The following is a 26,592-nucleotide window of genomic DNA, read 5'->3' on the forward strand; positions in this document are numbered from 1 at the left end:
GCCGCTCCCGTAGGCTGGAGGGCTCGGCGGCCGCGCGACCGCGACCGTTGTCCACAGGCTGGGGAAAGGAGATCGCCGTGAGCGAGCCGGCGGAGCACTCCCCCAAGCCCGGCGCCCCCAAGCCCGGGTCCGCCGAGCCCGGCGCCCCCGAGCCGACCGGCGCCGACCTCGCCCGCTCCGCGCTGCGGGCGGCCCGCGCCCAGGCCCGCCAGCGCGGCGAGCAGGTTCGCGAGAAGCGCGAGGCGAAGCGCCACGGCCTGCGCAGCGGGGCCCGCTCGGACGGCCGCGACCCCGTTCCGCTGGGCGCGGCGCTCAACCGGCTGCTGACCGAGCGCGGCTGGGAGTCCTCGGCCGCCGTCGGCGGGGTGATGGGCCGCTGGCCGCAGATCGTCGGCCCGGACATCGCCGCGCACTGCCACCCCTCCTCCTACGACGAGGCCGCCGCGGTGCTCACGGTGCAGTGCGACTCCACCGCCTGGGCCACCCAACTTCGCTGGCTCGCACGGCAGTTGGTGGCCCGTCTGAACCACGAGCTGGGGCACGGGACGGTCAAGACCATCAAGGTGCTCGGACCGGCGGCGCCCGCTCGCGGCTACGGCCGGCTGCGCGCGCCGGGGAGCAAGGGGCCGGGCGACACCTGGGGCTGACCGGGAAGTCGGGCGGCCGGCGGGGGCCCGGATCGGACGGCGATCTTCCGGAACCCCTGACAGCCCTTCCAGGCGCCCTGGGCCCCCCGGGCGAGTATCGGGACATGTGCAGAGGGGATTCAGGGCGGCATATCTGCCCTCAAGGGCTGCCAAACGCCCATCTATGTCAGTCGTACCGGTAGACTGAGAGCCAAACACTGTTGCTAGTGGCAACCGAGTCGAAACGCTGTGGTCGCACGCCCGCCCGCACAGGGTGGGCATGCGGCCCGTGCTGTGCCAGAGAGGGCGCTTCGTGGCCGATTCCGGCAACCCCAGCCAGACCCCAGACCAGTCCGACCAGGCTTCCTACACCGGTAGCAACATCCAGGTGCTGGAAGGCCTCGACGCCGTCCGCAAGCGCCCTGGCATGTACATCGGTTCGACGGGCGAGCGCGGCCTGCACCACCTGGTGCAGGAGGTCGTGGACAACTCCGTCGACGAGGCGATGGCCGGGTACGCCACCCACATCGACGTCACGATCATGGCGGACGGCGCGATCCGCTGCGTCGACAACGGCCGCGGCATCCCGGTGGACATCGTCCCCGGCCAGGACAAGCCCGCCGTCGAGGTCGTGCTGACGGTCCTGCACGCGGGCGGCAAGTTCGGCGGCGGCGGCTACGCCGTGTCCGGCGGTCTGCACGGCGTCGGCGTCTCCGTGGTGAACGCCCTCTCCACCAGGCTCTCCGTGGAGATCCACAAGGACGGCCACGTCTGGACCCAGGACTACAAGATGGGCGCCCCCACGGCTCCCCTGGTCAAGGGCGCGGAGACCGACCGCACCGGTACCACGGTGACCTTCTGGGCCGACGCGGACATCTTCGAGACCACCGTCTACTCCTTCGAGACGCTCTCCCGGCGCTTCCAGGAGATGGCCTTCCTCAACAAGGGCCTGTCGATCTCGCTGACCGACGAGCGCCCCGAGCACGTGGACGAGGAGGGCAAGCCGCTCACCGTCACGTACAAGTACGACGGCGGCATCGCCGACTTCGTCGCCCACCTGAACTCCCGCAAGGGCGAGGTCATCCACCCCTCGGTGATCGACTTCGAGGCGGAGGACAAGGACAAGGCGATCTCGGTGGAGATCGCGATGCAGTGGAACTCCTCCTACACCGAGGGGGTCTACAGCTTCGCCAACACCATCCACACCCACGGCGGCGGCACCCACGAGGAGGGCTTCCGCGCGGCGCTGACCGGCCTGGTCAACCGCTACGCGCGGGACAAGAAGCTGCTCCGCGAGAAGGACGACAACCTCTCCGGCGAGGACATCCGCGAGGGTCTGACCGCGATCATCTCGGTCAAGCTCGGCGAGCCGCAGTTCGAGGGCCAGACCAAGGACAAGCTCGGCAACACCGAGGCCAAGACCTTCGTCCAGAAGGTCGTCCACGAGCAGCTCAACGACTGGCTGGACCGCAACCCCAACGAGGCCTCGGACATCATCCGCAAGTCCATCCAGGCCGCCACCGCGCGCGTCGCCGCCCGCAAGGCCCGCGACCTGACGCGCCGCAAGGGTCTGCTGGAGTCCGCCTCGCTGCCGGGCAAGCTCTCGGACTGCCAGTCCAAGGACCCGTCCGAGTGCGAGATCTTCATCGTCGAGGGTGACTCCGCCGGCGGCTCGGCCAAGCAGGGCCGCGACCCGCGCACCCAGGCCATCCTGCCGATCCGCGGCAAGATCCTGAACGTCGAGAAGGCCCGGATCGACAAGGTCCTCCAGAACACCGAGGTCCAGGCGCTCATCTCGGCCTTCGGCTGCGGCATCCAGGAGGACTACGACGAGTCCAAGCTGCGGTACCACAAGATCGTGCTGATGGCCGACGCCGACGTCGACGGACAGCACATCCGCACCCTGCTGCTGACCCTGCTGTTCCGCTTCATGCGGCCGCTGGTCGAGTCCGGGTACGTCTACCTCGCCATGCCCCCGCTGTACAAGATCAAGTGGGGCAAGGACGACTTCGAGTACGCCTACTCCGACCGCGAGCGCGACGCGGTGATCGCCGCCGGGGTGGAGGCCGGGCGCCGGCTCCCCAAGGACGACGCGATCCAGCGCTTCAAGGGTCTCGGCGAGATGAACGCCGAGGAGCTCCGGGTCACCACCATGGACGCCGAGCACCGCCTGCTGCTCCAGGTCACCCTGGAGGACGCCGCCCGTGCCGACGAGCTGTTCTCCGTGCTGATGGGCGAGGACGTCGAGGCCCGCCGCTCCTTCATCCAGCGCAACGCCAAGGACGTCCGCTTCCTGGACGTGTGACGCCTGCACCCCAGGCCCCGCACGTTCCAGTCCGCGTGAAAGGAAACTGACCACCAGTGGTCGACGACAACCGTCCCGAAGGCGAACAGCCCGAGACGCCCGAGGCCGCCGAGGCCACCGCCCAGGCGACGATGCGGATCGAGCCGGTCGAGCTCGAGACCGAGATGCAGCGCTCGTACCTCGACTACGCGATGAGCGTGATCGTCAGCCGTGCGCTGCCCGAGGTCCGCGACGGCCTCAAGCCGGTGCACCGCCGCGTGCTCTACGCGATGTACGACGGCGGGTACCGCCCCGAGAAGGGCTACTACAAGTGCGCCCGCGTCGTCGGCGACGTCATGGGCAACTACCACCCGCACGGTGACACCTCGATCTACGACACCGTGGTCCGCCTGGCCCAGCCGTGGTCGATGCGGATGCCGCTGGTGGACGGCAACGGCAACTTCGGCTCCCCGGGCAACGACCCGGCCGCGGCCATGCGCTACACCGAGTGCAAGATGATGCCGCTGGCCATGGAGATGATGCGCGACATCGACGAGGAGACCGTCGACTTCGCGCCCAACTACGACGGCCGCTCGCAGGAGCCGACCGTCCTCCCGGCCCGCTTCCCCAACCTGCTGGTCAACGGCGCCACCGGCATCGCGGTCGGCATGGCCACCAACATCCCGCCGCACAACCTCCGCGAGGTCGCCTCCGGCGCGCTCTGGTACCTGGAGAACCCCGAGGCCTCCGCCGAGGAGCTGCTGGAGGCCCTGATCGAGCGGATCAAGGGCCCCGACTTCCCCACCGGCGCGCTGATCGTCGGCCGCCGCGGGATCGACGACTACTACCGCACCGGCCGCGGCTCGGTCACCATGCGGGCCGTGGTCGAGGTCGAGGAGATCCAGGGCCGCCAGTGCCTGGTGATCACCGAGCTGCCGTTCCAGGTCAACCCGGACAACCTCGCGCTGAAGATCGCCGACCTGGTCAAGGACGGCAAGATCGCCGGCATCGCCGACGTCCGCGACGAGTCCTCGTCCCGCACCGGCACCCGCCTGGTCGTCGTGCTCAAGCGCGACGCGGTCGCCAAGGTCGTGCTGAACAACCTCTACAAGCACACCGAGCTGCAGACCAACTTCGGCGCCAACATGCTGGCCCTGGTCGACGGAGTGCCGCGCACCCTGTCGCTGGACGCCTTCATCCGGCACTGGGTCAACCACCAGGTCGAGGTCATCGTCCGGCGCACCACCTTCCGGCTGCGCAAGGCCGAGGAGCGCGCCCACATCCTGCGCGCGCTGCTGAAGGCCCTGGACCTGATCGACGACGTCATCGCGCTGATCCGGGCCTCGGCCAGCGCCGATGCCGCCCGCACCGGCCTGATGGGCCTGCTCGACATCGACGAGCTCCAGGCCAACGCCATCCTGGAGATGCAGCTGCGCCGCCTGGCCGCCCTGGAGCGCCAGCGGATCATGGACGAGCACGACGAGCTCCAGCGCAAGATCGACGAGTACAACGCGATCCTGGCCTCGCCGACCCGCCAGCGGGAGATCATCTCCGAGGAGCTCACCGCGCTCGTCGAGAAGTACGGCGACGAGCGGCGCTCCACCCTCATCCCCTCCGACGGCGACCTCTCCATCGAGGACCTCATCGCCGAGGAGGACATCGTCGTCACCATCACCCGTGGCGGCTACGTCAAGCGGACCCGCTCCGACCTCTACCGCTCGCAGAAGCGCGGCGGCAAGGGCGTGCGCGGCGCCCAGCTGAAGCAGGACGACATCGTCGACCACTTCTTCGTGACGACGACCCACAACTGGATCCTGTTCTTCACCAACAAGGGCCGGGTCTACCGGGCCAAGGGCTACGAGCTGCCGGACGCCGGGCGCGACGCCCGCGGCCAGCACGTCGCCAACCTGCTGGCCTTCCAGCCGGAGGAGCACATCACCCAGGTGATGGCCGTCCGCACCTACGAGGACAAGCCGTACCTGGTCCTCGCCACCCGGGCCGGCCTGGTGAAGAAGTCCGCGCTCAAGGACTACGACTCGCCGCGCTCCGGCGGCCTGATCGCGATCAACCTGCGCCAGGACGAGCAGGGCCGGGACGACGAGCTGATCGGTGCCGAGCTGGTCTCCGCCGAGGACGACCTGCTGCTGGTCTCCAGGAAGGCCCAGTCGATCCGGTTCACCGCGACCGACGACGCCCTGCGTCCCACCGGCCGCGCCACCTCCGGCGTCAAGGGCATGGCGTTCCGCGAGGACGACGAGCTGCTGTCGATGAACGTCGTCCGTCCGGGTACCTACGTCTTCACCGCCACTGACGGCGGGTACGCCAAGCGCACCGGTGTGGACGAGTACCGTGTCCAGGGACGCGGCGGCTACGGCACCAAGGCGGCGAAGATCGTCGAGGGCCGGGGTTCGCTGGTCGGCGCGCTGGTGGTCGACGAATCCGACGAGATCATGGCGATCACCCTCTCGGGTGGGGTGATCCGCACGAGGGTTTCCGAGGTTCGTGAAACCGGACGTGACACCATGGGCGTCCAACTGATCAACCTCGGAAAGCGCGATGCGGTCGTGGGCATGGCTCGCAACGCGGAGGCCGAGGACGAGGAGACGGCGGAGGACGAGGTGGCGGGTACCGAGTCCACCGAGTCCACCGAGACGGCCGAGGGCGCGGGGACGGCAGTCGACGGAGACGTCGAGGCCTGAACCGAACCGCAGACCGGTGCCGCCGCGTCCACTGAACGGACGCGGCGGCACCGGGCGCCGACCAGTTCCGGGCAATCCCGCCGGGCGCTGGATGACGAGTGACGAAGCAGGGCGGCACCGCCGTCCTGGTGGGAAGTGCGGGAGGACCAGGTGAGTGGAGCCACGGGTGCTGCGGGAGGAACCTCCGGCGGCCGTCCGGGCGCGCAGGGCGGGGGGTCGTACGGCGTTCCGCAGCCGCCGACCGAGCACTCGGCCGCGTCCACCTCGCTGATGCCACCGGCCGGCGGAGCGGGCCAGAGCGGTGCGACCTACGGCGGCCAGCAGCCCGCCCCGGCGAGCGGCGGCCAGGCCGCCGGCCCGGGCGGCTTCTCGCAGCCGACCACGTACGCCAAGGGGCAGCCGACCCCGGCCCGGGGCACCCGGACCGCGGGGCACACCCCGCCCGGTGGCACCCCCACCGGCGGGGCGGCGCGTCGCCCCGCCGCGGCCCCGGCCCCCGCGGTCGGCGGCGCCGGTCTCGGCCGGACGCGCAAGGCCCGGCTGCGGGTGACCAAGGTCGACCCGTGGTCGGTGATGAAGGTCAGCTTCCTGCTGTCGCTGGCCGTCGGCATCATCATCATCGTGGCCGCGGCCGTGCTGTGGATGACGCTGGACTCGCTCGGCGTCTTCGACTCGCTGACCAAGACCCTCAAGGACGTCACCGGCTCGGACAGCAGCGGTGGCCTGAACCTGATGGACTACGTCGGGTTCGGCAAGGTGATGACCTTCACCACGCTGATCGCCGTGGTCGACGTCGTCCTGCTGACCGCCCTGTCCACGCTCTCCGCGTTCATCTACAACGCGGCGGCCGGCTTCACCGGCGGCGTCGAGCTCACCCTGGCCGAGGAGGACTGATTCCGGTCAGATCCTGACCCTCGGTCAGTTCTCCGTCCTGGCACGGAATGTGCGGACCCCATCGGCTGTTCCAGCCGGTGGGGTCCGTCGGCATTTCGGGTGACAGCCGGCTGCCCGCGGCGTGCCACCCGGAAACCGGGCGGCCGCGGTGGGATTAGCTGGGTGCCGCCCGTCCCGTGCCTGGGAGTGTCGCAGGCCGCCCCCGGTCAGCCCGACCGGGTCAGCTGAGGTTCCGCAGGACGACCGGACGGAGGCGCGCGGTGGGGAAGCTCGCAGGTCAGTTGGTGGAGGCCCTGGAAGGGCTGTTGGGGGTCCCGGTACCGCTGCGGGTGCAGGCCTGGGACGGCAGCGTCGCCGGGCCGCCGGGCGCGCCCACCGTGGTCCTGCGCAACCGCCGGGCGCTGCGCCGGCTGATCTGGCAGCCGGACGAGCTGGGCCTGGCCCGGGCCTACGTCGCGGGGGACCTCGAACTGGCCCCCGGCACCGACCTGTACGAGACGCTCTCCGCCGTCGCCCGCTTCGCCGAGCGGCCGGAGATCCGCACCCTGGCTTTCGGGCCGCGGGACGTGCTCGGCGCCAAGGGCCGCCGGGTGCTCGCCACCGCGCTGCGGGCCGGCGCGGTCGGCCCCGAACCCGAGCCGCCCCGCGAGGAGGTCCGCAGGGCCTCGGGACGGCTGCACAGCCGCAGCCGGGACCGCGCGGCCATCAGCCACCACTACGACGTCGGGAACGACTTCTACCGGCTCGTGCTGGGCTCCTCGATGGTCTACTCGTGCGCCTACTGGACGCCGGAGGCGAAGAGCCTGGAGGCCGCCCAGGAGGCCAAGCTCGACCTGATCTGCCGCAAGCTCGGCCTGCGCCCCGGGATGCGCCTGCTGGACGTCGGCTGCGGCTGGGGCTCGCTGCTGCTGCACGCGGCGGAGCACTACGGGGTCACCGCGGTCGGCGTCTCCATCTCCCGGGAGCAGGTCGCGCTGGCCCGCGCCCGGGTCGAGGAGGCCGGACTGTCCGACCGGGTCGAGATCCGGCTCCAGGACTACCGGGAGATCACCGACGGGCCCTTCGACGCGATCTCCAGCGTCGGGATGGCCGAGCACGTCGGCTCCGAGCAGTACCGGGTCTACGCCGAGGGCCTGTACCGGCTGCTGGTGCCCGGCGGCCGGCTGCTCAACCACCAGATCGCCCGCCGCCCCGACCTCCCCGGTGAGCAGCACCGCACCAGCCCCTTCATCGACCGCTACGTCTTCCCGGACGGCGAGCTCTCCCCCGTCGGTTCCACCGTGGCACGGCTGGAGGAGGCCGGCTTCGAGGTCCGGGACGTCGAGTCGCTGCGCGAGCACTACGCGCTGACCCTGCGCGAGTGGGTGGCCAACCTGGAGGCGCACTGGACGGAGGCGGTCCGGCTGGTCGGCCGCGGCCGGGCCCGGGTCTGGCGGCTGTACATGGCGGCCTCCGCGCTCGCCTTCGAGCAGAACCGGATCGGGATCAACCAGGTCCTCGCCGTCCGCAGCACCGCGGAGGGCTCGGCGGGCCTGCCGCCGACCCGCGAGGAGTGGCTGCTGCGCCCGGCCGCCGGTGCGCCGGAGCTGGTCGCGGGGGGTGCCGCCGCAGCCCCGGCCGAGCCGGATTTGGGAGATCGGCCGTCGGTCCGCTAATCTTTCAGTGCGGCAAGGGCCTATAGCTCAGACGGTTAGAGCGCTTCCCTGATAAGGAAGAGGCCACAGGTTCAAGTCCTGTTAGGCCCACAACCGCGAAGGGCCCGGAGTGATCCACTCCGGGCCCTTCGACAGTTCCGAGATCGGGCGGGGCCGTGCCGCGGCCGGAATCCGGTACGATCTCTGTTCGGTGAGGGCCTATAGCTCAGACGGTTAGAGCGCTTCCCTGATAAGGAAGAGGCCACAGGTTCAAGTCCTGTTAGGCCCACCTCCACGAAGGGCCCGGAGTGATCCACTCCGGGCCCTTCGGCGTTCTTCCCCGTTGCTCTTCTCGCCGCTCTCCCGCCGTCCGCCCGCGGAACTCCCCGCCCGTCCCGGCGGTTCCCCGGGGAGGGACGGTGGAGGGTTGGTGGCGGCATGGCGTTGTTGTGGGCGATGAGCATCCCCGGACTGGTCTGCGCCCTGGTGGTGCTGGCGGCGCTCGACCAGCTGGCGCTGCGGGCGGGCCGGGCCCGCTGGGTGCCCTGGCGGGGGACCGGCCGGGAGGGCCAGATCTCGGCCACCGGGTTCGAGCAGCTGCACGCGCAGTTCGCCGCGGGCAAGCAGCATGAGCTGGACGAACGCGGCAGCACCCTGATGCTGCGCGACGAGGAGGGCGAGGGGGCGCCGCCCCGGACCAGGGTGGACCTGGCGGGCGGCACGGCCGTGGTGGTGGTGCCGGACCGTCCCGCGAAGGAGCCCGCGGAGGGGCCGGTGAACGGCCCGGAGGACCGGGCCTGATCCACGGGCGCGCCGGACGGGTCCCGGGGCGCCGGACCGCCCGCGAGGAGGTGCGGCGTCAATCCTGGGACCGGACCGCCGGGTTGGCCGTGCCGGTGGCTGGTCACGATTGGGACACCGGTGTGTATCATCGGCCGCAAGGGCAGTCTGGCACCCGGCCGCCCGTTCGCGCTCGAAACACAACTGGACTCGTCGGCCCGGTCAGTCCGGCCGGATCCGGCTCTTGAGTCCACCAACGCAAGAAGGACGAGGTCCCGCGGTGAAGAAGCTTCTCCTGGTCGCCCTGGTCGCCCTCGGCGGCTTCTTTGTCTACCGTCAGGTCCAGGCGGACCGCGCCGAGCAGGACCTGTGGACCGAGGCCACCGACCCGGTTCCGGCCGGTCGCTGAACCCCCCCGGCGATCTGACGATCGACGAATTCCGGAGGCGCCCTTCGGCGCCTCCCGGGCCGGCCGGCCCGGTCGACGAACCGGACCGGCCGACCCCACGGAACAGCACCGTTCCAAGGGGACGGCGCTGGGAATCGCGCCGGAAACCGGTACGCTAGTGCCCGTTGGCACGCGCGGTGCCGTCGAGGGGCATTAGCTCAGTTGGTAGAGCGCTGCCTTTGCAAGGCAGATGTCAGGAGTTCGAGTCTCCTATGCTCCACAGCAGCCAAAGGGCGGCTGACCTGGTGAAACAGGTCGGCCGCCCTTTGGCATTTCCGGTGCGCGTCAGCACCGTGTCAGCACATCCGGGCGTATGGTCCTCTCATGGCATCCATTCGCGTTCGCGAACGCAAACAGGGCGGGGTTACGTACACGGTCACGTGGCGTGACGGCGGTGCCCGCGGCGCAAAGCAAGAGTCCGAGCGGTTCGGCGACGAGACCAGCGCCGAGCAGTTCAGGAAGCTCGTCGAGGGGCATGGCGAGCACTGGCCCCCGGGGTGGGTCCGCGGCCGCGGATTCGTCGAGGAGGAGCCCGAAGCGCCCGAGGTCGACCCGGCGCACATGTTCGAGGCCTACGCCATGAACTATGTGAATCACCTCACAGGCGTGCAGGGCGACACCAAGGCGAAGTACCGGAAGCTGATCGCCCGCAACATGGTCCCGTGGTTCCGGGAGTACGCCGTCGCGGACGGCCCGCTCGTTCTCCCCACCGAGGCGGTTAAGGCCTGGGTCAACGACCTCGCGGCCGGTAACCGGGCCCCGCACGACCCGCCCGGCCACAAGCGCCGGAAGTACAAGGCCAAGACCATCCGGGACAACCACGGACTGCTCTCGGCGATCCTCCAGGCCGCCGCCTCCGGGGACGACCCGCTACGTCGCTCCAACCCCTGCCTCCAGACGGCCCTGCCCCGAGCCGACGACGGTGACAGCGAGGTGAAGACGTTCCTGGAGCACTGGGAGGCAGGGTTGGTTTTGCGGTGCCTCGCCGCCGACGCCCTCGACCTCATCCAGGTGATGTTCGGGACTGGGCTGCGTTGGGGCGAGGCCACCGCCCTCCAGGTGCGTGACCTCGACCACCTCAACGGCCGGCCGATCCTGCGGGTCTCCCGGACCTGGAAGTACGACGAGGAGGGGACCAGGGTCACTGGCGCTCCGAAGAGCAAGAAGAGCCGCCGCGTGCTCGTCCTGACGCCGCTTCTGGCGTCGATCCTGGCCCGGGCGGCCAAGGGGAAGAAGCCCGGGGATTTGCTCTTCACCGCGCCCGAGGGCGGCGCCTGGTGGCCCGGGAGCTTCTGGCGTCTCCGGTGGAATCCCGCCATCGAGGCCGCGGCCGCCGAGGGCCTCACGAAGCGCCCAAGGCTCCACGACACCCGCCACACCCACGCGGCCTGGCTGATCGCCCGCAACATCCCTCTGCCGGCCATCTCGGCCCGCCTGGGGCACGAGTCGATCCAGACCACCGTGGACGAGTACGGCCACCTTCTCGCGATCCTCGATGACGACCTGGTCGCCGCCGTCGCCTTCGCCATGGAGGCCGCACTCTCCCCGGTCATTCCGGACGACGTCCGCCAGGCCGTCGAGCTGAGTCGGGCGGCCGTGCTCGTCGCGGCGTAGCCCGGAAACCACGCCGCGCCCCTGCTCGTCGAGCAGGGGCGCGGTTGCGGCGGAGTCAGACGGTGGAACGACCGGGCGCAGCGAGAAGGCCGGTCTCGGTCTCGGTGCCGGTGATCAGCTGACCGACGTAGGGGGCGAGCAGTTGGGCGGTGTCACGCGGTCCGAGGCCGCGGTCAGCCATCACGCGCTGCGCCGTACTCGCGATGTGCGCCAGCCGGGAGGCCGGGACGACTCTGGGGTCGCCCACGATGATCAGCGTCTCGGTACGGGCCGCGATGATGAGCGGTGCGCCCGCATCCAGTTCCGCAGCGTGGGTGACGGTGTTCACACATAACCCCCTAGTCCCGGCCGGCGTTGCGCCCGGCCGTCCTCCTCGCGAGGCCGGATCGAACGTACACCCGAACACGGGCAGCGACCAGGAGTTAGTGGCTCCGTTTGGTTCAATCCGGAACTAAACCTCCCGCTTGCCAGAACTTTCGTCACCCTTGGACAGGAGGGCCTCGATCACGGCCCTGACCTGCGGCAGGTCTGTAGGGTCCATGTCAGCCAGATGTCCGACAATCACTAGTGCGTCCTCGGGCATGCCGGCAAGCTCGCTGGCCGTGTAGCCCAGGAACTCCTCGGCGGCCGCCTGCTGCACGCGAGTCAGGGGGAGGCTCGTGCCGGCGGCCAGCGCGCGTAGAACCTGAGGCTCGGGGGCACGGGACACTTCGCCCCGTGTCAGCTTGTGGAGCCAGGTCTGGCCGATCCTGTATCCCGTCTCCGGGTCGACCGCGGCTTCGGCCAGGCGTCGGAACGACATCCCGGGCTGGTCGAGAACCGCGCGCACCAACGCGGTAAGCGCGCCCCCAGTGCCCCCAGCGGGCCCGTTCGAGTCAGACATGACTCGCCTCCATTCGCATGCTTCCCTCCCCGGCGGTGGTCCGGGAGGTACTCGCGGGCGGGCGCCCCAGGTGCACTGGCGTGCCCGCGTTCGCGAACGAGGCTAACAGCGGGGCCGTGTCGCCGTCGTTACCTCCTGACGTCAAGAACCGGCCAAAGAGCAGCCAAGACGAAAACTTGATCATCCCTTAAGGTCTCGCGTTCGCGAACGCGAACGTGTATTTTCGTGTTCGCGAACGCGAGCGACTGGCATCGAGTCGCATCGACCGGCACCAAGGAGCACCGATGTCCTCGTCCCCCTTCCTCGACTACGCAGGCCTGGCCAAGCTGCTGGACATCAACGAGAGCTGGCTGCGCCGGCACATCAAGCGGCTCCCGCACGAGAAGTACGGCCGCGCGGTGAGGTTCTCGTCGGAACACGTGGCGGAGATTCGCCAGCTTCACGCCGTCCAGCCGGACGCGCTTCCGACGTCCGCCAAGGCCGGGCCGGCGGCCCTGGTCCCGCTCGGCGCCCGCCACGCGGCCTGATCTCCCCAATGGCCAACCCGACTCCCCCGGGTAGCGCTCCCGCCACCGGCCAGATCCGCATCACCGGATCCCCCGAGGTCGCTGCCGCTGCACTCGCGGCGCTTCGCTCCGACCCCCGACTGGACGTGACCAGGGTGTCCCGCCCTCTCGACGGCGACCGCGCAGGCGAGATCCGCCAGTACATCCGGGTCCGCCCAGTGCCCGTCCGGCAGACCACCGTCTGACCCCAGACATGGGACGGGCCGTCCCCCGGCTCTCACACCTGGACGGCCCCGACCCTGCCCACCCCGCTACTACGACGGAAGCAGGAACACATGCATCAGCGTAGCAACACCGGCCCGACCGCGGCCGAGACCGCGCTTGACGCCGCGGTCCCCGACGACGTACCCGCGCTGCCGGCCGAGGCGCTCCTCGCCGTACACCACCTGGACCTCGACACCCTGGTCCCGGCCGCCCGCCGCTGGCGTTCCGCGACCCGCGCCCATGCGGCACGTCTGCTCCGGCAGGCCGCGCCGATGCTGCGTCACCTGGTGGCGGAGGTCGTCACGATGGACCGCCTGGCCTACGCGACTGACGACAAGCTGTCCGCAGCCCGCGCCGAGGCGGAGCAGCTGCGCGCCGAGCTGGAGCAGACGCGCGCGGTCGCGGTACCGGACGAGTCCCCGCTGGTCGTGGCGCATGGTCTGGCGCTGCGCCTGTCGCAGCAGCTGAGCCCGTCGCCCGTCTCGGTGAGTGTGGACCGCTACCCCTACGACGACACCCCGCGGGTGACGGTCCACGCGGACGCCGCCGGCGCCATCGAGGCGTGGGGTGTCGAGCTCGGCGCCGAGATCCAGTGGCGGGACTACGCGACCGGCAACTCTCGGATGGGCCGCGGCGAGTGCAGCGTCGACGGCGTGCCGGTCTCGCTCACGGCCGCCGTGTACCTGGGACGTACGGCGGTGGCGTCGTGACGCAGCAGCACATCACCCGCGCCGCCGAGCTGGTGGTCCAGGCGAAGCTCGGCACGGACCCGACTCCGGCCGCGATCGTCCAGGCCCTCGCCGCCGCCGGCCTGCTGCGCACCGCCCCACTGGAGATCTACCGGGCGTCGTGGGACGCCGACTCCCTCGGGCTGTACGCCAGCCGGGACGCCGCCCAGGGGCGCTGCCTGCTGGACGCCGCCGTCGCGCGACCCGAGTCCCAGCTGGCCTGGCTCCCGGTCCGCGACGAGGACCCCGCCGAGGAGTACCTGGCCGCGGACGGCGAGAACACCGAGTACTACGTCACCGCGCTGCCCGTGCGACTGACGGCAGGTGAGATCGCATGAGCCTCCAGACGAAGACGCTCGACCCGATCGAGCACGGCACCATCAAGGGCTATCGCCAGCACCGCTACCGCAAGGTTGGCATCCCCACCAACGACGGCTGCGGGTGCCGCGCGGCCTACAACGCGTCCAAGCGGGAGCGGGCCGCGGCTCAGGCACCCCGGTCCGCACACGAGTGGAACCGCGGCCTCACCGGCGAACGCCCGGTGATCGCCACGCGGCCGCTGTCCGCCCGCTGCCCCACCGAGGGCTGTGGCGAGGACGGCACCGACCCGCGTGTCGGCGGGGACGGCTGGGTGTTCATCCGGGTGGTCGGATCCGCCATGTGCGGCCGGTGGTACTGCTCGGGCCCCTGCGCCACGGTCGGCATCGCGCTGGCCGAGCTGCGCCCGGCCACCGCTTCGACGGGCGGTGACCTGTGAGCACTCGACTCGTCCTCGCGCTGTGCATCATCGCGGCCCTGTGCTGGCTCGTCGCCTGGGCCGAGCAGCTTCACCACGACCGGCGCGAGGCCCGCGCCATCCCCACGGGCACGACCCGCCGGCCGCAGCCCATCCCGGATCCGCTGCGGTGACTCCCCGCCCGGTCACGCCGTGCGTGCCGCTCGTCGGGCTGCACGTCGTGTTCGGGACCCGGACCCGCGCCCCGTATGCCGACTACGTCTGTCCGTGCGGTCACCGGGACGCCGCCCTCGGCGAGGCCGCCGTGATTCGGCTCGTCCGGATCACGGGGCCCGCCCACCTCACCACCTGCCCTCTTCGCACCAAGGACCGCCCATGAGCACCACGCCCACCACCGCGCACATCGACCTCACCACCGGTGTCGTGCACACCGACCCCGAGCCCATGCCGTTCTCCGAGATCGTCCGCGAGTTCATGGGCGGGCGCGTCCACGACGCCGCGTCCTCCGAGCTGCACGAGTTGTTCGGCGCGGTCGCCCGGCACGGCAAGAAGGGCACGCTCCAACTGCTCATCACCGTCGAGCCGCCCCAGGGCCACGTCGAGGGCGGGCCGCTCAGCGTCGCCATGAGCACGGTGCTCAGGGCGCCCAAGGGCCAGGTCCCGGCGACGACGTACTACCTCGACCGGGACGGCCACCCGTCCCGCCGCGACCCGCGCCAGGACCCGCTGTTCGGCGACGCTCCGGTCGAGGCGCGGCAGGCCGGTCTGCGCGCGACGCTCGCCCGCGCCGGCGTCGACCCGGACGAGGTCGACGGCCTGGCCGCCGCGCTCGACTCCGCAGGCTACCGCCGCCCGTAGCCCGCGCCCCCGTACGGCCCGAGGGCGCGGCGCGCACCGACCCGCACCCTCGGGCACCAGCACCGACCAGACTGGAGAACCCCTGATGCAGCGGCCCGCCGTCGCCGCCGCCGTGCCCGACACCGACGCCGGGCAGCGGCCGCCCCGGCGTGCCGCTGCGGCGGCGCCGTTCTGGACCCGCTTCCCGTCGAGCTGGATGCCGGCGCTCACCGGTGACCACCTGCGCGCCGCCACCCTGGTCGGCGACTACGCGCGGGGCGCCGACGGCTACTGCTGGGCCGCCGACCGTACGCTCGCCGCCGGCCTGGAGCTGCACCCCGACACCGTCGGCGCAGGCCTGCGCGCCGCCGAGGCCGCCGGAATCGTCCGCGCCGTCCGCCGCCCCGGCGGCACCTCGGCGCGCATCCTCGCCCTGCCCGAAGCCGACGACGACACCGTCCTGTGGGTGTGCGTCAGCGCCTACGCCCGCAACGTCCTGCCCGGCTACGAGTTCCTGGCCTACTGCGCGCTCAGTGTGCGGCAGCACTTGGACGAGCCGACCAGCATGGACCAGATCGCCCGGGCGGCCGGCATCAGCCCGGCCCGCGCCCGGACGGCCGTCTCCGAGCTGCTCGCCGCCGGGTGGATCACCCGGCAGCAGGCCAGCGGCCGCGCTGCCCGCTACACCGTCCACCCCGCGCCGGTGCCCGGCCGCGCCACCCAGCTCACCCTCGACATCCCGCAGCCGCGCCGTGTCAAGGCCGCCCGGCCGGCCCCGTCGGAACCCGCCCACCGCGGCGAGATCGACGGCCAGCTGGAGCTGTTCGACCTCGCCGACCTGGCCGAGGCCCCTCGCGGATCGGCCGTCACCACCCCTCACGGATCGGCCGCGAGTACCCCTAACGGATCAACCGGACGAACAAGATCCCTTGAACAAGATCTCTCCAACAGGCGCCGCCCTGTGGGTGGTTGCGGTGCCGCCGTAGGCGATACGCCCGTACCGCGCGACACGGGCGCGCACACGAGCACCCGCGACGGCGCCGTCCGGCCCGCCCCCGCTTCGGCTGCGCCGGAACAGCGAACTGCCCTGCCCCCGCTGCTCATCACCCCCGCCGCCTACCGCGTCCTCGCCGAGGTCCCGGACCTGGTGGCCCGGATGAGCCGCTGGGAGCAGCGGGCCGCCGCCCGCGCCGTCGGCGCCGCCATCGAGGAGGCCGGCGACGTCGGCCGGGTCGCCACCCGGCTGCGCAGCCGCTACGCCACCGCCAACCCGGCCGACGTCCGGCGTCCGTACGGCTGGTTGGCCGAGCGGGGCCTGACCCGCCGCGGCTGCTCGCTCCCGCAGTGCGAGTCCGGCTGGGACCTGGTCCGCGAGGACAACTGCCGCTCCTGCACCACCCGCATCGAGGACGCCCGCGCCGTCGCGGCCGCCCGCCGAGCGCAGCACCACCCCGCGCCCGCCCCCGAGCCGCACCCCGAGCCCACCCCGGTCGCCGACCGGCCCCGGACCTGGGTCTGCGCCGCCCACCCCGCTGTCGCACTGCCGTGCGGCATGTGTGCGGCCGACACCGCCCGCACCTGGGCGCCTGTACCGGACAGCAGCGTCGGCCGTGCGTACCGCGAGGCCCGCGCCGCCCGCCGCCTTGCCCGCGAAGCCGAGACCTCCGCCGCCTGACCCGCCCGCACCACACTCGAGGACCGCCGATGAGCACCACGACCACCGCCCACCAGATCGTCATCGACCACGCCCTGCTCACCCCCACCAACTCCCACGACCACGTGCTCTGCGCCGGCTGTTGGGCCAGCCTTGGCGAGCCGGTGCTGTGGCCGTGCGCGCCGCTGCTCGACGTCGCCACCGTCGAGCCCATCGAGGGCGGCTGGACCATTCGGCTGGTCGCCTCCGAGACCACTGTCCAGACCGCGCCCGCGGCCGCCTGAGGAGACCACCATGAGCATCCCGTCCATCACCTGGCAGTGCCCCGAGCCGCACGACGGCCGCCCCGCCCCCGTGTACGCCTCCCACAGCAGCCGCAGCGAGTTCTTCGCGGACAGCGTTCGCCGTCGGGCCTGCACGCACATCACCCCCGAGGAACGGGCCGAGCTGTCCGCCGGCCGCGTGCCGCGCCGCCTGGCCGTCGTGGGCGTCGTGGACGTCGACCTGTGCGCGGCCGGCGAGGACACGGACCGGTACGGCCGCGACCGCCGCGCCGGCCACGACGGCCCGCCCCGCCCGATCACCCCGAGGACTCGCTGATGACTCGCCACCAGCGTCCTACGCCCGTCCCGCTCACCGACACCGAGCGCACCCGGCTCGATCACCTGGTCCGCCGGGCCGCCGGCCGCCTGGGCCCGGACGAGGCCGGTGTCCTGCTGCGGCTCTGGGAGCACGACCGCTCCGACCGCACCCAGGAACGGCGCACCGCCGGCGGCGCCCGGGCCGCCGCCCGTCGTACCGCCGACCGGACGAAGACGGCGACCACGGTCCTGCGGATCGTCGCCGACCACACCCAGGCGAGCCCGGCCGAACAGCTGACCAACGACCAGATCGCCGTAGGCACCGGCGAGGGCGCCGCCATGGCCCGTCTGCGCGCAGCCCTCACCGACGCCGGCATCGACCTCGCCACCGAGCTGGACCGGATCGGCCCCGCGCTGCGCCACGAGACCTGACCCCGCCGCTCACCGCCGCCCGGCCCCGGCCGGGCGGCCCGTACCACCAGGACCACCACATGGACTGCCAGCTCTGCACCCGCCCCGCCCCCGGCCGGCTCTGCACCCCGTGCGCCCAACGCCTCGGCCGCCACCTCGTCGACCTGCCGCACCTCTACACCGCGCTCGGCGCCTACCTGCGCCCCTCGTCCCAGACCCGAGACCGCCTCGGCACCACGCCGGCCGGACCGGACGCCCCGCTGCCGGTGGCCGAGGACGTTCTGGACCTGATCGGCCCCGGCGGCATCGTCAGCGTCCTGGAGACGTGGCGCGAGGCCCTCCACCAGGACGCCGACATCCCGTGGCCCGCACCGTGGGGCGACCTCGCCGGACGCGTCCGCCGTGCCGCCCGCGGTCTCCACCGGCACCTCACCTACATCCGGCTGGACTGGTCGGCCGCCGGGGACTGCGCGCGCGAGATCGGTCGGCTTCACCAGGCCGCCGCCCGCCACGTCGCCCCGACTGACCGCCCCACGCTCGTCGGCCACCACCCCGCCGACCCCGGACAGGGCCCCGCCGAGGCCTGCGGCGGCCGCCTGGAGATGCCGCACGGCGGGGACACCGTTCGCTGCACCCGGTGCCGCGCCGAGTGGGGCCCGCTCCAGTGGCTCCAGCTGCGCCGCCGCATCGAGCACGGCCGTACCGCCGCCGCTCGCCCGGCCGCCTGACCACACCCCGAAGGAGACCCCCCATGCCCCCGTCCCGCGCCGAGCTGGCCGCCAAGCACGCTCGGGCCCGCCGCCTGCTGCGCGCCGGCCACTCGACCGCCGCCGTCGCCACCGCCCTCCACATGGACCGCCGCTCCGTCCGCCAGCTGCGCATCGACGCCGGGATCCCCGCCCGACCCGGCGGTACCCCGCAGACGCGCACCGTCGAGGAGAAGTGGCGCAGCCACACTCGCCGCACCGGCGGCGGCCACATGACGTGGACCGGCGAGCACACCAGCGGCGGCGGCCGGGTGATGCGGCACTCCGGCACCGCCTACAGCGCCCACCGCGTCGCCTACCGCATCCACCACGGCACCGACCCCGAGGGCTACGCCAAGGCCGGCTGCGGGCGGCCCGGCTGCGTCGCCCCCGAGCACCAGATCGACACCGCCGAGCGCCGCGTCGTCCACGCCCCGCGCACGGTCTACGACAGCGCCGAGGCGAAGCTGGCCGCCCTCACCCGCTCCGCGCCCGGCGGCCACCTGGAGTGGACCGGCCCGCACGACTCCGACGGCCGGCCGCTGCTCAACCACCGCGGCCGCCACCTCGTCCCCGCCCGCGTCGTGTTCGTGCAGCACTACGGCCGCCCGCCCGAGGGCCACGTCACCGTCGCGTGCGACCACCCCGGCTGCCTCACCGGCGCGCACCTGGACGACCGCCGCTCCCGCGCCCAACACGCCCGCGCCATCGCAGCCCTTGGCATCTGAACCCCGACCACACCGCGCTCACCCCACCCCGGTGAGCCCACTCACCCTGACCGGAGACACCCGTGAGCCCGCTCACCACCGACACCGAATGGACCATCGGCGCCGTCCACACCGCGCAGCTGCACGGCCTGGCCGGCGCCTGGGTCCTCACCGGCACCGCGACCGTCTGGGGGGTCGAGACCACCCCGGACGGCGCCACCATCCTGACCGTGCAACTCGCTGACCAGCCAAGTTACCGCCGCGTGCCCACCCACACCGCCTACGCCCGAGGCGAGGTGAGCACCCTCACCAACGGCCGGCGCCAGATGGTGAGCCCCCTCACCCCGCAACCGGGACCGACCCTGGTCACCATCGGCTGGTCGGCCCTCGACCGGCGCGCGGCCGACGACGCACCCTTCCACCTGGAGCAGGCCGACAAAGCGCTGAGCGACTGGATACCGGTCCCGGACGACGGCTCGGCGTTGGGGGTGAGCGCGCTCACCCAGCTCAGGCGCGCCGCCGCCGCGGCGAACACCCGCGACGACCTCATCCGCCGGCTGCGCGCCGGTGGCGTCCCGCGCCAACTCGTCGCCGACGCGGCCGGCGTCGACCCCACCCGGGTCACACAGCTGTGCCGCGCCATCGAGCCCACCGAGAACGCCGAGCGTGCCAAGGTGACTGCATGAACACCGACTTGGACGCCTTGGCCGAATTCCTCAGCGCCCGGATCGCCGACGACGAGACGATCGCCCGCGACGCCGGCGGCCGTTCCTGGGAGTGGCGACACCGAGGCACCGGCGAACTCTGGCACCCCGAGCCCGGCGCCTACCTCGCGGGCGGCGGTGAGTACCTCGGTATCGGCGGAAACCGTCACGGCGGCGCCACCCTGTGCGGTGTCACCATGACGCCCCACACCGACGCCGTGCACATCGCCCACCACGACCCGGCCCGCGCACTCGCCGATGTCGCCGCCAAGCGGCGCATCATCGACCGGTACACCTCCGCCGTCGCCGACGCCGCCGAAGACGCGGACGGCTACTTTGACGAGAACCGCGCCGAGGACGCCCGACACCTGCGCCCGGTCCTCCGCCTGCTGGCGCTGCCCTACCGCGACCACCCCGACTACCAGCCCGAGTGGGCACCGGCCGACGCATGACCGGACCCCGCGACCGCGTACCACCCACCGGCCGGGTGACCAGGGCCGACCTCGGGCGCCTCGGCGTCCCGGCCGCAACCGTCCGCGGCTGGGTCCACCGCGGCCGTCTCGTCCGGGTCGGCGGTTCCGACCACTACCCCGAGTACGACGCCGAGGCCGCTCTGGCCCTGGTCTCGCAGTGGAAGCCACGCGGCAGCGATCCCGCTTGACCAGCGGCGCAATGCAGTGCAACGATCTTCGCACCACCCGTGTGTCCGCTTCCGGGTGACAAAGACCCAGAAGGCCCCGCAGCAGAACAGCAGCTGCGGGGCCTTCGGCATGTTCAGGAGGATCCATGCCGAAGCCCACTCTCGGCCGTACCGTCCACTACACCCTCACCCAGGACGACGCCAACACCATCAACCGGCGCCGCGCCGGCCGCGCCACCCGCGACCGCATCGACGTCGAGACCCTCGGCAACCGCGCCGAGGCCGGCCACACCTACCCGGCCACCGTCGTCCGCACCTGGCCCGGCACCCCCGGCGCCTGCAACCTCCAGGTTCACCTCGACGGGGTCGACGCCCACTGGGCCACCAGCCGAGTCGAGGGGACCGTGCCCGGCACATGGACCTGGCCCCCGCGCTCGTGACCACCGAGCCCGCTGCGCCCCATGCCCGCATGACACCGTTGCCCACCGCCATCACCCACGACCAGCACGTCGCCGCGCTCCAGGCCCTCGGCCTCGATCCCGCCCTGGTCACCTCGGTACGCTTCGACGTCCGGGCCGGCACGTTCCTCACCGTCTTCGTCCGCTCCCCCTCGGGCAACATCGTCGTCGACGGCGACGGCCAGGCCGTCACGGCCCGCCTGCACATCCCGTTCCCCGAGGACCTGCCCGGCTGCGCCCCGGCGGACAGCTGAGCCCCCGGCGGAAGTCCGCCCCCCTCCGGGAAAAGTCACCCCCCTCCCTCCGAACAGGCACCCCCCTTCCGGAGAGGAGCAGCATGTCCCGTGCCCGACACCGGTCCGGCCGCCCGTACCAGCGCGCACGCCGCGCCATGTTCGCGATCTACGGAACGGTCTGCCACATCTGCGGACACGAGGGCGCGGGCGAGGCGGACCACCTCACCCCGGTGAGCGTCGACCCCGGCCAGCCCCTCGACCCGCACGGCATGCGGCCGGCACACGGGGCCAACGCGCCGTGCCCAACCTGCCTCCGGCTGTGCAACACCGAGCGGGGTGCCCGCCCCATCACGAAGGCGGTGCGCACGTCCCGTGACTGGTGACCACAAATTCGTGACCTGGGGTGATGTCCGTTTTTGGGTGGGCTGGCCGGACGGCCCCGCGCCCAGTCGCCCGCGTCTCTCCCCGCGCATTCGAGGTGGTGTTGATCATGGTCGGACCGGTGTCCTCGGCGGCTGGATCGGGTGACCGGCGGGCCGCGTTGGAAGCGGTCCGGGACAAGCTCGCCACCGAGCTGGAGTCCATCGAGGGCCCGGCCGTCGCTGTGCTGTCCAAGGAGTTGCGGGCGACGCTCGCCGAGCTGGAGTCGCTCCCGGGCGGCCGGGAGGTGAGCCCCGTTGACGACCTCTCCGCCCGCCGTGCGGCGCGGCGCGCAGACGCCCAGGGTGGCAACGTTCCCGCCGGCGGTGTCGAGCGCGGCACCTGAGTTCATCGACCTCGCCGCCTCGGCCGGCCTGCACCTGGACCCGTGGCAGCAGTTCGTTCTGACACACGGCCTGGGCGAGCGCGCCGACGGGTCTTGGGCGACGTTCAAGAACTCCGTGTGGGTGCCGCGGCAGAACGGCAAGGGTGGCATCATCGAGGCCCTGGAGCTGGGGTGGCTGTTCCTCACCCGTGAACGGTTGATCCTGCACAGCGCGCACGAGTACAAGACCGCGCAGGAAGCGTTCCTGCGGATCAAGGAGCTGGTCCAGTCCACGCCGGACCTGGACCGGCGGGTCAACCGGTACTGGCAGGCCAACGGCGAGCAGGGCATCGAGCTGACCCGCTCGGCGGGTGGCGGCCGGCTGCGCTTCATCGCCCGCTCGCGCGGCTCCGGCCGCGGCTTCTCCGGCGACAAGAACGTGATGGACGAGGCACAGGAGATCGTCCCGGAACAGATGGCCGCCCAGCTGCCCACCATGTCCGCGAGGCCCGATCCGCAGTTGTGGTTCTTCGGCACGCCGCCGCTCACCCCTGACGCGTGGTGCTACGGCCTGCGCGAGGATGGCGAGTCCGGTGCGGACCCGCGCATGATGCACATGGACTGGGGCACCGACCTCGACCCCACCGACCCCGAGCACCGCCGCCGCGCCGCCCAGGACGTCGACCTGTGGCTCGCCTGCAACCCGGCGATGGGCAGGCGCATGACCGAGGAGTTCGTGAGGGGCGAGGCCCTGCCATCGGGCCTCGGCGAGCGCTTCATGATCGAGCGCCTCGGCGCGTGGCTACCCCGGCTCACCGAGGGCGGCGGCGTGATCGATCCGGCCGTGTGGGACGTCCTCGCCGACGAGGAGTCCCAGCTGGTCGGCGACGTCGCGTTTGCACTCGACGTCACCCCCTCGCGGGACTGGGCGAGCATCGCCGCGTACGGGCTGCGGGCCGACGGCACCGGCCACCTGGAGGTGATCGACCGCCGTCCCGGGACGGAGTGGATCGTCGACCGCCTGGTCCAACTCGCCGACCGCTGGGATCCGGTGGCGATCGCCCTCGACGCCAAGGGCCCGGCCGGCTCGCTGCTGGTCGACCTCGACAAGGCCGGCATCGGCCGCCCCGACGACCCAGAGCGGCCCGCGCACGGCGACCTGGCCGTCCCGGCCGCGCCGGACGTCGCTGCCGCCTGCGGCCAGCTGGTCGACGCGATCACCCAGCGGACCGTGCGGCACACCGCCCAACCCGAGGTCGCCGAGGCGATCCGCGGCGCCAAGACCCGCCCGCTCGGCGACGCCTGGGCCTGGGGCCGGCGCATCTCCACCGTCGACATCTCCCCCCTGGTCGCCCTCACCCTCGCCCGCTGGGCCTGGGAGACCAGGGCCCACCTCGTCGAAGGCGCCGATTACGACGTCCTCGACTCCGTCCTGTGAAGGAGGTGACGCCGATGGCCGACACCCGCATGGGCCGCTTCGGCCGCGCGCTCGCGGCGCCGTTCCGGTGGATCGCCGGTGCGACGTCGCGGGCAATCACCTCGCTGCCCTGGGCCTCGGGCGGCCCCGCTCGCTCCCAGGTGTCCACCGAGCGCGCACTGGCCCTGATCCCGCTGTGGGCGTGCGTGCGCCTGATCTCCGAACAGGTCGCCTCGCTGCCGCTCCAGCTGTACCGGCGCGACGGCTCCAACCGCGAACCCCTCAGCTACATACCCCAGTTGCTGTGGGCGCCGGCTGCCCAGGACGACCTCTTCACGTGGCTCCAGAAGTGCGTGCTGTCGATGTGCCTGCGCGGCAACGCCTACGGGTTGGTGACCGCCCGGGACGACCTCGGCTTCCCGACGATGGTCGAGTGGCTCAACCCCGACGACGTCTTCGTCGACGAGGAGTTCCCGACCCGGCCCGTCTTCTACTGGCAGGGCCGCCAGGTGCCCGACGCCGACATCGTCCACATCCCATGGATGGTGCTCCCCGGGCACGTCAAGGGCTTGTCGCCCGTCCAGGTCTTCGCCCGCACCATCGGCGTTGGCCTGGAGACCACCGACTACGGGCTGTCGTGGTTCACCAACGGCGGCACGCCGCCGGGTGTGCTGAAGAACGGATCCCGGACGATCACCCGGGACGAGTCCGAGGAGATCAGCGACCGGATCTCCGCCCGGATCCGCTCCCGCAAGCCGTTGGTCCTCGGCTCCGACTGGGACTTCACCGCGCTCCAGGTCTCGCCCGAGGAGTCGCAGTTCATCGAGACGATGCGGCTCAACGCGAGCCAGATCGCCGCGATCTACGGCGTCCCGCCGACCATGGTCGGCGGCGACTCCGGCGGCTCCATGACCTACACCAACGTCGAGGCCGCCGCCAACGAGTTGGTCGTCCTCACGCTGCGCCCGTGGCTGGTCCGCCTGGAGAACAAGCTGTCCACCCTGATGCCCGGCCGCGAGGCGGTGCGCTTCAACGTCGACGCCATGGTGCGCACCACGATCATCGAGCGGTACCGGGCCCACGGCCTGGCCCTGGAGCAGGGCTGGCGCAACCTCGACGAGATCCGCGCGCTGGAGAACCTCTCCCCGCTGCCCCCGGGCGCGGGCGGCGACCTGTACGGGCCGCAGCGCGCGGCCGCCACCATCCAACCCCCGGCCCTGGAGGCCTGATGAGCACGGCAGAGCGCCGCACGGCGCGCGGCCTGGTCGAGGTCCGCGCGGACACCGGCCCGGGCAAGATGACCATCGGCGGGTACGCCGCCAAGTTCAACACGCTCAGCCGGAACCTGGGGGGCTTCGTCGAGCGCATCGACCCCGGGTTCTTCGCCAAGTCCGAGGGCGACGGCTGGCCCGAGGCGATGGCCCGCTACAACCACGACGACGACTTCCTGTTGGGCACGACCGCGGGCGGCACGCTGCGCCTGGTCGTGGACGGCACCGGCCTGGACTACACCGCCGACCTCCCGTCCACCCGCGCGGACGTCTACGAGCTCGTCCAGCGCGGCGACGTCACCCGGTCCTCGTTCGCGTTCTTCTGCTTCGAAGACGACTGGTCCATGACGGACCAGGGCTTCCCGCTGCGGACCCTGCTGTCCGGCCAGCTGGTCGACGTCGCCCCCGTCAACTCCCCCGCCTACCTCGACACCGACACCGGGCTGCGCTCGCTCGCCGAGCGCGCCGGCGCCACCGTCGAGGAGGTCCGGGCCGCCGCCGCGGGCGACGGCCTGGCCCGCTTCCTCGGCCGCGCCCCCGCGGCCACCGTCATCGACATGGCTCCGACCGGGCAGGGCGACCCCCACCCGCTCGTGAGCCTGCGGCAGCGGCGCGCCGAACTGCTGAGGCGCCGCACCCCCTGAGGCAGGGCCAACCCCACCTCGACATCCCCGTCCACCACGCCCCCGGCCCGGCCGACGGGCGACACCGTCATGCCCAGGGAGGGCACGTTGAGCGACTTCATCCAGCGGCTCCAGGAACGCCGCGCGAACATCTGGGAGCAGGCCAAGGTCCTGCTGGACACCGCCGAGGCGGACAAGCGGGAGCTGACCGGCGAGGAGGAGCAGACCTACCAGCGCCTGAACGCCGACCTCGACCGGATCGACGAGCGCGTCAAGGACATGCAGGCGGCCGAGCAGCGCACCCGCGACGCGGAGGCCGCGTTCGCCGACCTCCTCAAGCGGCCCGCCGAGCGCGGCACCCCGCAGGCCAAGGGCGAGGCCGAGGAGGTCCGGTCCTGGCTGACCGGCCAGTCCGGTTCCCGTGCCTTCGAGATCCGGCCCGACGGCCCGATGCCGATGGACCTGCGGACCTTGTCCAAGCTCACCGCGGCCGCCGGCGCCAACACGGTGCCGATCAGCTTCTACAACCGGCTCGTCGAGCACATGATCGAGGTGTCCGGCATCCTCGCCGCCGGGCCCACGGTCCTGACCACCACGACCGGCGAGCAGATGCAGGTCCCGAAGACGACCGCGCACAGCACGAACGCGTCGATCGTCGCCGAGGCCGGAACGCTGGCCGCCAACGACCCCACGTTCGGCCAGGTCCCGCTCGACGCCTACAAGTACGGGTTCCTGCTCCAGGTCTCGCACGAGCTGGCCAACGACACCGCCGTCGACCTCGTCGGCTACCTCGCCAAGCAGGCCGGCCGGGCGCTCGGCAACGGCTTCGGCGCGCACCTCATCACCGGCACCGGCAGCTCGCAGCCCAACGGCGCGCTCACCGCGGCCTCGCTCGGCAAGACCGGTGCGACCGGCGTCGCCGGCGTTCCGAGCGCCGACGACCTGATCGACCTGTTCTACTCCGTCATCGCGCCGTACCGGGGCTCGGGGTCGTGCGGGTGGATGATGCGCGACTCCACCGTCGCCGCCGTCCGCAAGCTCAAGGACACCACCGGCGCCTACCTGTGGACCCCGGGCCTGTCCGGCTCGCCGGACAGCATCCTCGGCAAGCCGCTGTTCACCGACCCAAACATGCCGGCCACTGCCGTCACCGCGAAGTCCATCCTGTTCGGCGACTTCTCGACGTACTTCGTGCGGCAGGTCGAGGCGGTCCGCTTCGAGCGGAGCGACGACTACGCGTTCAACAGCGACCTCATCACCTACCGCGCGATCCTGCGCGGCGACGGCGACCAGATCGACACCACCGGCGCGATCAAGTACTACGCCGGCGCCGCGACCTGATCCCTGTCCGGCCCGCGCCGGCGCGCCCCCGCGCGCCCGCGCCCCCCCACCCCCCCCCCCACCGCGAGGGGACCCCCCGGGGCCGGCGCAAGCGCGGCCAGAAAAACCGCACCCCCCACCGCCCG

33 protein-coding genes and 3 tRNA genes are annotated in these 26,592 nt (G+C 72.3%); 34 read left to right on the forward strand and 2 right to left on the reverse strand.

The window, feature by feature from the left end; genetic code table 11:
* The first annotated feature begins 77 nt into the window (after window positions 1-77).
* The 11 genes from ACFWP2_RS20460 to ACFWP2_RS20510 all read left to right on the forward strand — a co-directional run bounded on the left by ACFWP2_RS20460 (window position 78) and on the right by ACFWP2_RS20510 (window position 10,979).
* Window positions 78-647 carry a DUF721 domain-containing protein gene (locus ACFWP2_RS20460; RefSeq protein ID WP_380453241.1) on the forward strand — a complete coding sequence of 190 codons (570 nt, stop codon included), beginning with the start codon at window positions 78-80 and terminating at the stop codon, window positions 645-647.
* A 268-nt stretch (window positions 648-915) separates the two neighbouring features.
* Window positions 916-2,931, forward strand: a complete 2,016-nt coding sequence (gyrB, locus tag ACFWP2_RS20465; RefSeq protein WP_380453243.1) for a DNA topoisomerase (ATP-hydrolyzing) subunit B — start codon at window positions 916-918, stop codon at window positions 2,929-2,931.
* A gap of 131 nt (window positions 2,932-3,062) precedes the next feature.
* The gene (gene gyrA / locus ACFWP2_RS20470) at window positions 3,063-5,609 is read left to right on the forward strand and encodes a DNA gyrase subunit A (protein ID WP_380453315.1); all 2,547 of its coding nucleotides are present in this window, start codon (window positions 3,063-3,065) and stop codon (window positions 5,607-5,609) included.
* Window positions 5,610-5,759: 150 nt separating this feature from the next.
* Complete coding sequence (locus ACFWP2_RS20475) at window positions 5,760-6,503, forward strand: DUF3566 domain-containing protein (protein WP_380453245.1); 744 nt, start codon at window positions 5,760-5,762, stop codon at window positions 6,501-6,503.
* Window positions 6,504-6,763: 260 nt separating this feature from the next.
* The gene (locus ACFWP2_RS20480) at window positions 6,764-8,158 is read left to right on the forward strand and encodes a class I SAM-dependent methyltransferase (protein WP_380453247.1); all 1,395 of its coding nucleotides are present in this window, start codon (window positions 6,764-6,766) and stop codon (window positions 8,156-8,158) included.
* 16 nt (window positions 8,159-8,174) lie between these two features.
* Window positions 8,175-8,248: transfer RNA gene (locus ACFWP2_RS20485), tRNA-Ile, on the forward strand.
* Window positions 8,249-8,352: 104 nt separating this feature from the next.
* A tRNA-Ile gene (locus ACFWP2_RS20490) sits at window positions 8,353-8,426 on the forward strand.
* 149 nt (window positions 8,427-8,575) lie between these two features.
* On the forward strand, window positions 8,576-8,938 hold the full coding sequence (locus ACFWP2_RS20495) for a DUF6191 domain-containing protein (RefSeq protein WP_380453249.1): 363 nt from the start codon (window positions 8,576-8,578) through the stop codon (window positions 8,936-8,938).
* A 259-nt stretch (window positions 8,939-9,197) separates the two neighbouring features.
* Window positions 9,198-9,326, forward strand: coding sequence for a DLW-39 family protein (locus tag ACFWP2_RS20500; RefSeq protein WP_014137031.1), 129 nt, complete (start codon window positions 9,198-9,200; stop codon window positions 9,324-9,326).
* 186 nt (window positions 9,327-9,512) lie between these two features.
* Window positions 9,513-9,585, forward strand: a tRNA-Ala gene (locus tag ACFWP2_RS20505).
* Between the two features lie 104 nt (window positions 9,586-9,689).
* A complete protein-coding gene (locus ACFWP2_RS20510) occupies window positions 9,690-10,979 on the forward strand; it encodes a tyrosine-type recombinase/integrase (protein WP_380453251.1) in 1,290 nt (429 codons plus the stop codon).
* A gap of 55 nt (window positions 10,980-11,034) precedes the next feature.
* Here ACFWP2_RS20510 and ACFWP2_RS20515 read toward each other — a convergent pair whose 3' ends face one another.
* A complete protein-coding gene (locus ACFWP2_RS20515) occupies window positions 11,035-11,307 on the reverse strand; it encodes a hypothetical protein (RefSeq protein WP_380453253.1) in 273 nt (90 codons plus the stop codon).
* 123 nt (window positions 11,308-11,430) lie between these two features.
* The gene (locus ACFWP2_RS20520; RefSeq protein ID WP_380453255.1) at window positions 11,431-11,862 is read right to left on the reverse strand and encodes a hypothetical protein; all 432 of its coding nucleotides are present in this window, start codon (window positions 11,860-11,862) and stop codon (window positions 11,431-11,433) included.
* Between the two features lie 284 nt (window positions 11,863-12,146).
* On the opposite strand from ACFWP2_RS20520, the gene ACFWP2_RS20525 reads away from it, so the two are divergent.
* The 23 genes from ACFWP2_RS20525 to ACFWP2_RS20635 all read left to right on the forward strand — a co-directional run bounded on the left by ACFWP2_RS20525 (window position 12,147) and on the right by ACFWP2_RS20635 (window position 26,467).
* Window positions 12,147-12,389, forward strand: coding sequence for a DNA-binding protein (locus tag ACFWP2_RS20525; RefSeq protein WP_380453257.1), 243 nt, complete (start codon window positions 12,147-12,149; stop codon window positions 12,387-12,389).
* A 314-nt stretch (window positions 12,390-12,703) separates the two neighbouring features.
* Entirely contained in the window at window positions 12,704-13,342 is a 639-nt protein-coding gene (locus tag ACFWP2_RS20530; protein WP_380453259.1) for a hypothetical protein, read from the forward strand.
* Entirely contained in the window at window positions 13,339-13,698 is a 360-nt protein-coding gene (locus tag ACFWP2_RS20535) for a hypothetical protein (protein ID WP_380453261.1), read from the forward strand. The genes ACFWP2_RS20530 and ACFWP2_RS20535 overlap by 4 nt, the downstream gene beginning before the upstream one ends.
* Window positions 13,695-14,117, forward strand: a complete 423-nt coding sequence (locus tag ACFWP2_RS20540) for a hypothetical protein (RefSeq protein ID WP_380453263.1) — start codon at window positions 13,695-13,697, stop codon at window positions 14,115-14,117. Before ACFWP2_RS20535 ends, ACFWP2_RS20540 begins: the two co-directional genes overlap by 4 nt.
* Entirely contained in the window at window positions 14,114-14,269 is a 156-nt protein-coding gene (locus ACFWP2_RS20545) for a hypothetical protein (RefSeq protein ID WP_380453265.1), read from the forward strand. The genes ACFWP2_RS20540 and ACFWP2_RS20545 overlap by 4 nt, the downstream gene beginning before the upstream one ends.
* A 202-nt stretch (window positions 14,270-14,471) precedes the next feature.
* Entirely contained in the window at window positions 14,472-14,954 is a 483-nt protein-coding gene (locus tag ACFWP2_RS20550; protein ID WP_380453267.1) for a hypothetical protein, read from the forward strand.
* A gap of 85 nt (window positions 14,955-15,039) precedes the next feature.
* The gene (locus tag ACFWP2_RS20555; protein ID WP_380453269.1) at window positions 15,040-16,608 is read left to right on the forward strand and encodes a hypothetical protein; all 1,569 of its coding nucleotides are present in this window, start codon (window positions 15,040-15,042) and stop codon (window positions 16,606-16,608) included.
* 29 nt (window positions 16,609-16,637) lie between these two features.
* Window positions 16,638-16,871, forward strand: coding sequence for a hypothetical protein (locus tag ACFWP2_RS20560; RefSeq protein ID WP_380453271.1), 234 nt, complete (start codon window positions 16,638-16,640; stop codon window positions 16,869-16,871).
* Window positions 16,872-16,881: 10 nt separating this feature from the next.
* Entirely contained in the window at window positions 16,882-17,187 is a 306-nt protein-coding gene (locus ACFWP2_RS20565; protein ID WP_380453273.1) for a hypothetical protein, read from the forward strand.
* Window positions 17,187-17,600: a hypothetical protein gene (locus tag ACFWP2_RS20570; protein WP_380453275.1), complete on the forward strand. Its 414-nt coding sequence runs from the start codon at window positions 17,187-17,189 to the stop codon at window positions 17,598-17,600. The genes ACFWP2_RS20565 and ACFWP2_RS20570 overlap by 1 nt, the downstream gene beginning before the upstream one ends.
* A 59-nt stretch (window positions 17,601-17,659) precedes the next feature.
* Window positions 17,660-18,307 (forward strand): hypothetical protein, encoded by a 648-nt coding sequence (locus ACFWP2_RS20575; protein ID WP_380453277.1) that lies wholly within the window; start codon window positions 17,660-17,662, stop codon window positions 18,305-18,307.
* Between the two features lie 23 nt (window positions 18,308-18,330).
* Window positions 18,331-19,053 carry a hypothetical protein gene (locus ACFWP2_RS20580; RefSeq protein WP_380453279.1) on the forward strand — a complete coding sequence of 241 codons (723 nt, stop codon included), beginning with the start codon at window positions 18,331-18,333 and terminating at the stop codon, window positions 19,051-19,053.
* 62 nt (window positions 19,054-19,115) lie between these two features.
* Complete coding sequence (locus ACFWP2_RS20585) at window positions 19,116-19,718, forward strand: hypothetical protein (protein ID WP_380453281.1); 603 nt, start codon at window positions 19,116-19,118, stop codon at window positions 19,716-19,718.
* On the forward strand, window positions 19,715-20,188 hold the full coding sequence (locus ACFWP2_RS20590; protein ID WP_380453283.1) for a DUF6221 family protein: 474 nt from the start codon (window positions 19,715-19,717) through the stop codon (window positions 20,186-20,188). Before ACFWP2_RS20585 ends, ACFWP2_RS20590 begins: the two co-directional genes overlap by 4 nt.
* Window positions 20,185-20,397 carry a type IV toxin-antitoxin system AbiEi family antitoxin domain-containing protein gene (locus ACFWP2_RS20595; protein WP_380453285.1) on the forward strand — a complete coding sequence of 71 codons (213 nt, stop codon included), beginning with the start codon at window positions 20,185-20,187 and terminating at the stop codon, window positions 20,395-20,397. Before ACFWP2_RS20590 ends, ACFWP2_RS20595 begins: the two co-directional genes overlap by 4 nt.
* A 125-nt stretch (window positions 20,398-20,522) precedes the next feature.
* Complete coding sequence (locus ACFWP2_RS20600; protein WP_380453287.1) at window positions 20,523-20,816, forward strand: hypothetical protein; 294 nt, start codon at window positions 20,523-20,525, stop codon at window positions 20,814-20,816.
* A 29-nt stretch (window positions 20,817-20,845) separates the two neighbouring features.
* Window positions 20,846-21,088, forward strand: a complete 243-nt coding sequence (locus ACFWP2_RS20605) for a hypothetical protein (protein WP_380453289.1) — start codon at window positions 20,846-20,848, stop codon at window positions 21,086-21,088.
* An 83-nt stretch (window positions 21,089-21,171) separates the two neighbouring features.
* A complete protein-coding gene (locus tag ACFWP2_RS20610) occupies window positions 21,172-21,453 on the forward strand; it encodes an HNH endonuclease (protein ID WP_380453291.1) in 282 nt (93 codons plus the stop codon).
* A gap of 107 nt (window positions 21,454-21,560) precedes the next feature.
* Window positions 21,561-21,836, forward strand: a complete 276-nt coding sequence (locus ACFWP2_RS20615; protein ID WP_380453293.1) for a hypothetical protein — start codon at window positions 21,561-21,563, stop codon at window positions 21,834-21,836.
* Entirely contained in the window at window positions 21,796-23,253 is a 1,458-nt protein-coding gene (locus ACFWP2_RS20620; RefSeq protein WP_380453295.1) for a terminase, read from the forward strand. Before ACFWP2_RS20615 ends, ACFWP2_RS20620 begins: the two co-directional genes overlap by 41 nt.
* Window positions 23,254-23,267: 14 nt before the next feature.
* Entirely contained in the window at window positions 23,268-24,461 is a 1,194-nt protein-coding gene (locus ACFWP2_RS20625) for a phage portal protein (RefSeq protein ID WP_380453297.1), read from the forward strand.
* Window positions 24,461-25,147, forward strand: a complete 687-nt coding sequence (locus ACFWP2_RS20630; RefSeq protein WP_380453299.1) for an HK97 family phage prohead protease — start codon at window positions 24,461-24,463, stop codon at window positions 25,145-25,147. Before ACFWP2_RS20625 ends, ACFWP2_RS20630 begins: the two co-directional genes overlap by 1 nt.
* Window positions 25,148-25,234: 87 nt before the next feature.
* Window positions 25,235-26,467, forward strand: a complete 1,233-nt coding sequence (locus tag ACFWP2_RS20635) for a phage major capsid protein (protein WP_380453301.1) — start codon at window positions 25,235-25,237, stop codon at window positions 26,465-26,467.
* The last annotated feature ends 125 nt before the right edge of the window (window positions 26,468-26,592 follow it).

Source organism: Kitasatospora sp. NPDC058444 (assembly GCF_042721415.1).
Taxonomy (GTDB): domain Bacteria; phylum Actinomycetota; class Actinomycetes; order Streptomycetales; family Streptomycetaceae; genus Kitasatospora.

Coding starts and splice junctions, on each gene's coding strand:
- gyrA (WP_380453315.1), top strand. CDS start 3,063: ATGCGGATCGAGCCGGTCGAGCTCGAGACCGAGATGCAGCGCTCGTAC.
- ACFWP2_RS20495 (WP_380453249.1), top strand. CDS start 8,576: ATGGCGTTGTTGTGGGCGATGAGCATCCCCGGACTGGTCTGCGCCCTG.
- ACFWP2_RS20510 (WP_380453251.1), top strand. CDS start 9,690: ATGGCATCCATTCGCGTTCGCGAACGCAAACAGGGCGGGGTTACGTAC.
- ACFWP2_RS20520 (WP_380453255.1), bottom strand. CDS start 11,862: ATGTCTGACTCGAACGGGCCCGCTGGGGGCACTGGGGGCGCGCTTACC.
- ACFWP2_RS20525 (WP_380453257.1), top strand. CDS start 12,147: ATGTCCTCGTCCCCCTTCCTCGACTACGCAGGCCTGGCCAAGCTGCTG.
- ACFWP2_RS20530 (WP_380453259.1), top strand. CDS start 12,704: ATGCATCAGCGTAGCAACACCGGCCCGACCGCGGCCGAGACCGCGCTT.
- ACFWP2_RS20540 (WP_380453263.1), top strand. CDS start 13,695: ATGAGCCTCCAGACGAAGACGCTCGACCCGATCGAGCACGGCACCATC.
- ACFWP2_RS20550 (WP_380453267.1), top strand. CDS start 14,472: ATGAGCACCACGCCCACCACCGCGCACATCGACCTCACCACCGGTGTC.
- ACFWP2_RS20555 (WP_380453269.1), top strand. CDS start 15,040: ATGCAGCGGCCCGCCGTCGCCGCCGCCGTGCCCGACACCGACGCCGGG.
- ACFWP2_RS20560 (WP_380453271.1), top strand. CDS start 16,638: ATGAGCACCACGACCACCGCCCACCAGATCGTCATCGACCACGCCCTG.
- ACFWP2_RS20565 (WP_380453273.1), top strand. CDS start 16,882: ATGAGCATCCCGTCCATCACCTGGCAGTGCCCCGAGCCGCACGACGGC.
- ACFWP2_RS20570 (WP_380453275.1), top strand. CDS start 17,187: ATGACTCGCCACCAGCGTCCTACGCCCGTCCCGCTCACCGACACCGAG.
- ACFWP2_RS20575 (WP_380453277.1), top strand. CDS start 17,660: ATGGACTGCCAGCTCTGCACCCGCCCCGCCCCCGGCCGGCTCTGCACC.
- ACFWP2_RS20580 (WP_380453279.1), top strand. CDS start 18,331: ATGCCCCCGTCCCGCGCCGAGCTGGCCGCCAAGCACGCTCGGGCCCGC.
- ACFWP2_RS20590 (WP_380453283.1), top strand. CDS start 19,715: ATGAACACCGACTTGGACGCCTTGGCCGAATTCCTCAGCGCCCGGATC.
- ACFWP2_RS20595 (WP_380453285.1), top strand. CDS start 20,185: ATGACCGGACCCCGCGACCGCGTACCACCCACCGGCCGGGTGACCAGG.
- ACFWP2_RS20600 (WP_380453287.1), top strand. CDS start 20,523: ATGCCGAAGCCCACTCTCGGCCGTACCGTCCACTACACCCTCACCCAG.
- ACFWP2_RS20605 (WP_380453289.1), top strand. CDS start 20,846: ATGACACCGTTGCCCACCGCCATCACCCACGACCAGCACGTCGCCGCG.
- ACFWP2_RS20610 (WP_380453291.1), top strand. CDS start 21,172: ATGTCCCGTGCCCGACACCGGTCCGGCCGCCCGTACCAGCGCGCACGC.
- ACFWP2_RS20615 (WP_380453293.1), top strand. CDS start 21,561: ATGGTCGGACCGGTGTCCTCGGCGGCTGGATCGGGTGACCGGCGGGCC.
- ACFWP2_RS20625 (WP_380453297.1), top strand. CDS start 23,268: ATGGCCGACACCCGCATGGGCCGCTTCGGCCGCGCGCTCGCGGCGCCG.
- ACFWP2_RS20630 (WP_380453299.1), top strand. CDS start 24,461: ATGAGCACGGCAGAGCGCCGCACGGCGCGCGGCCTGGTCGAGGTCCGC.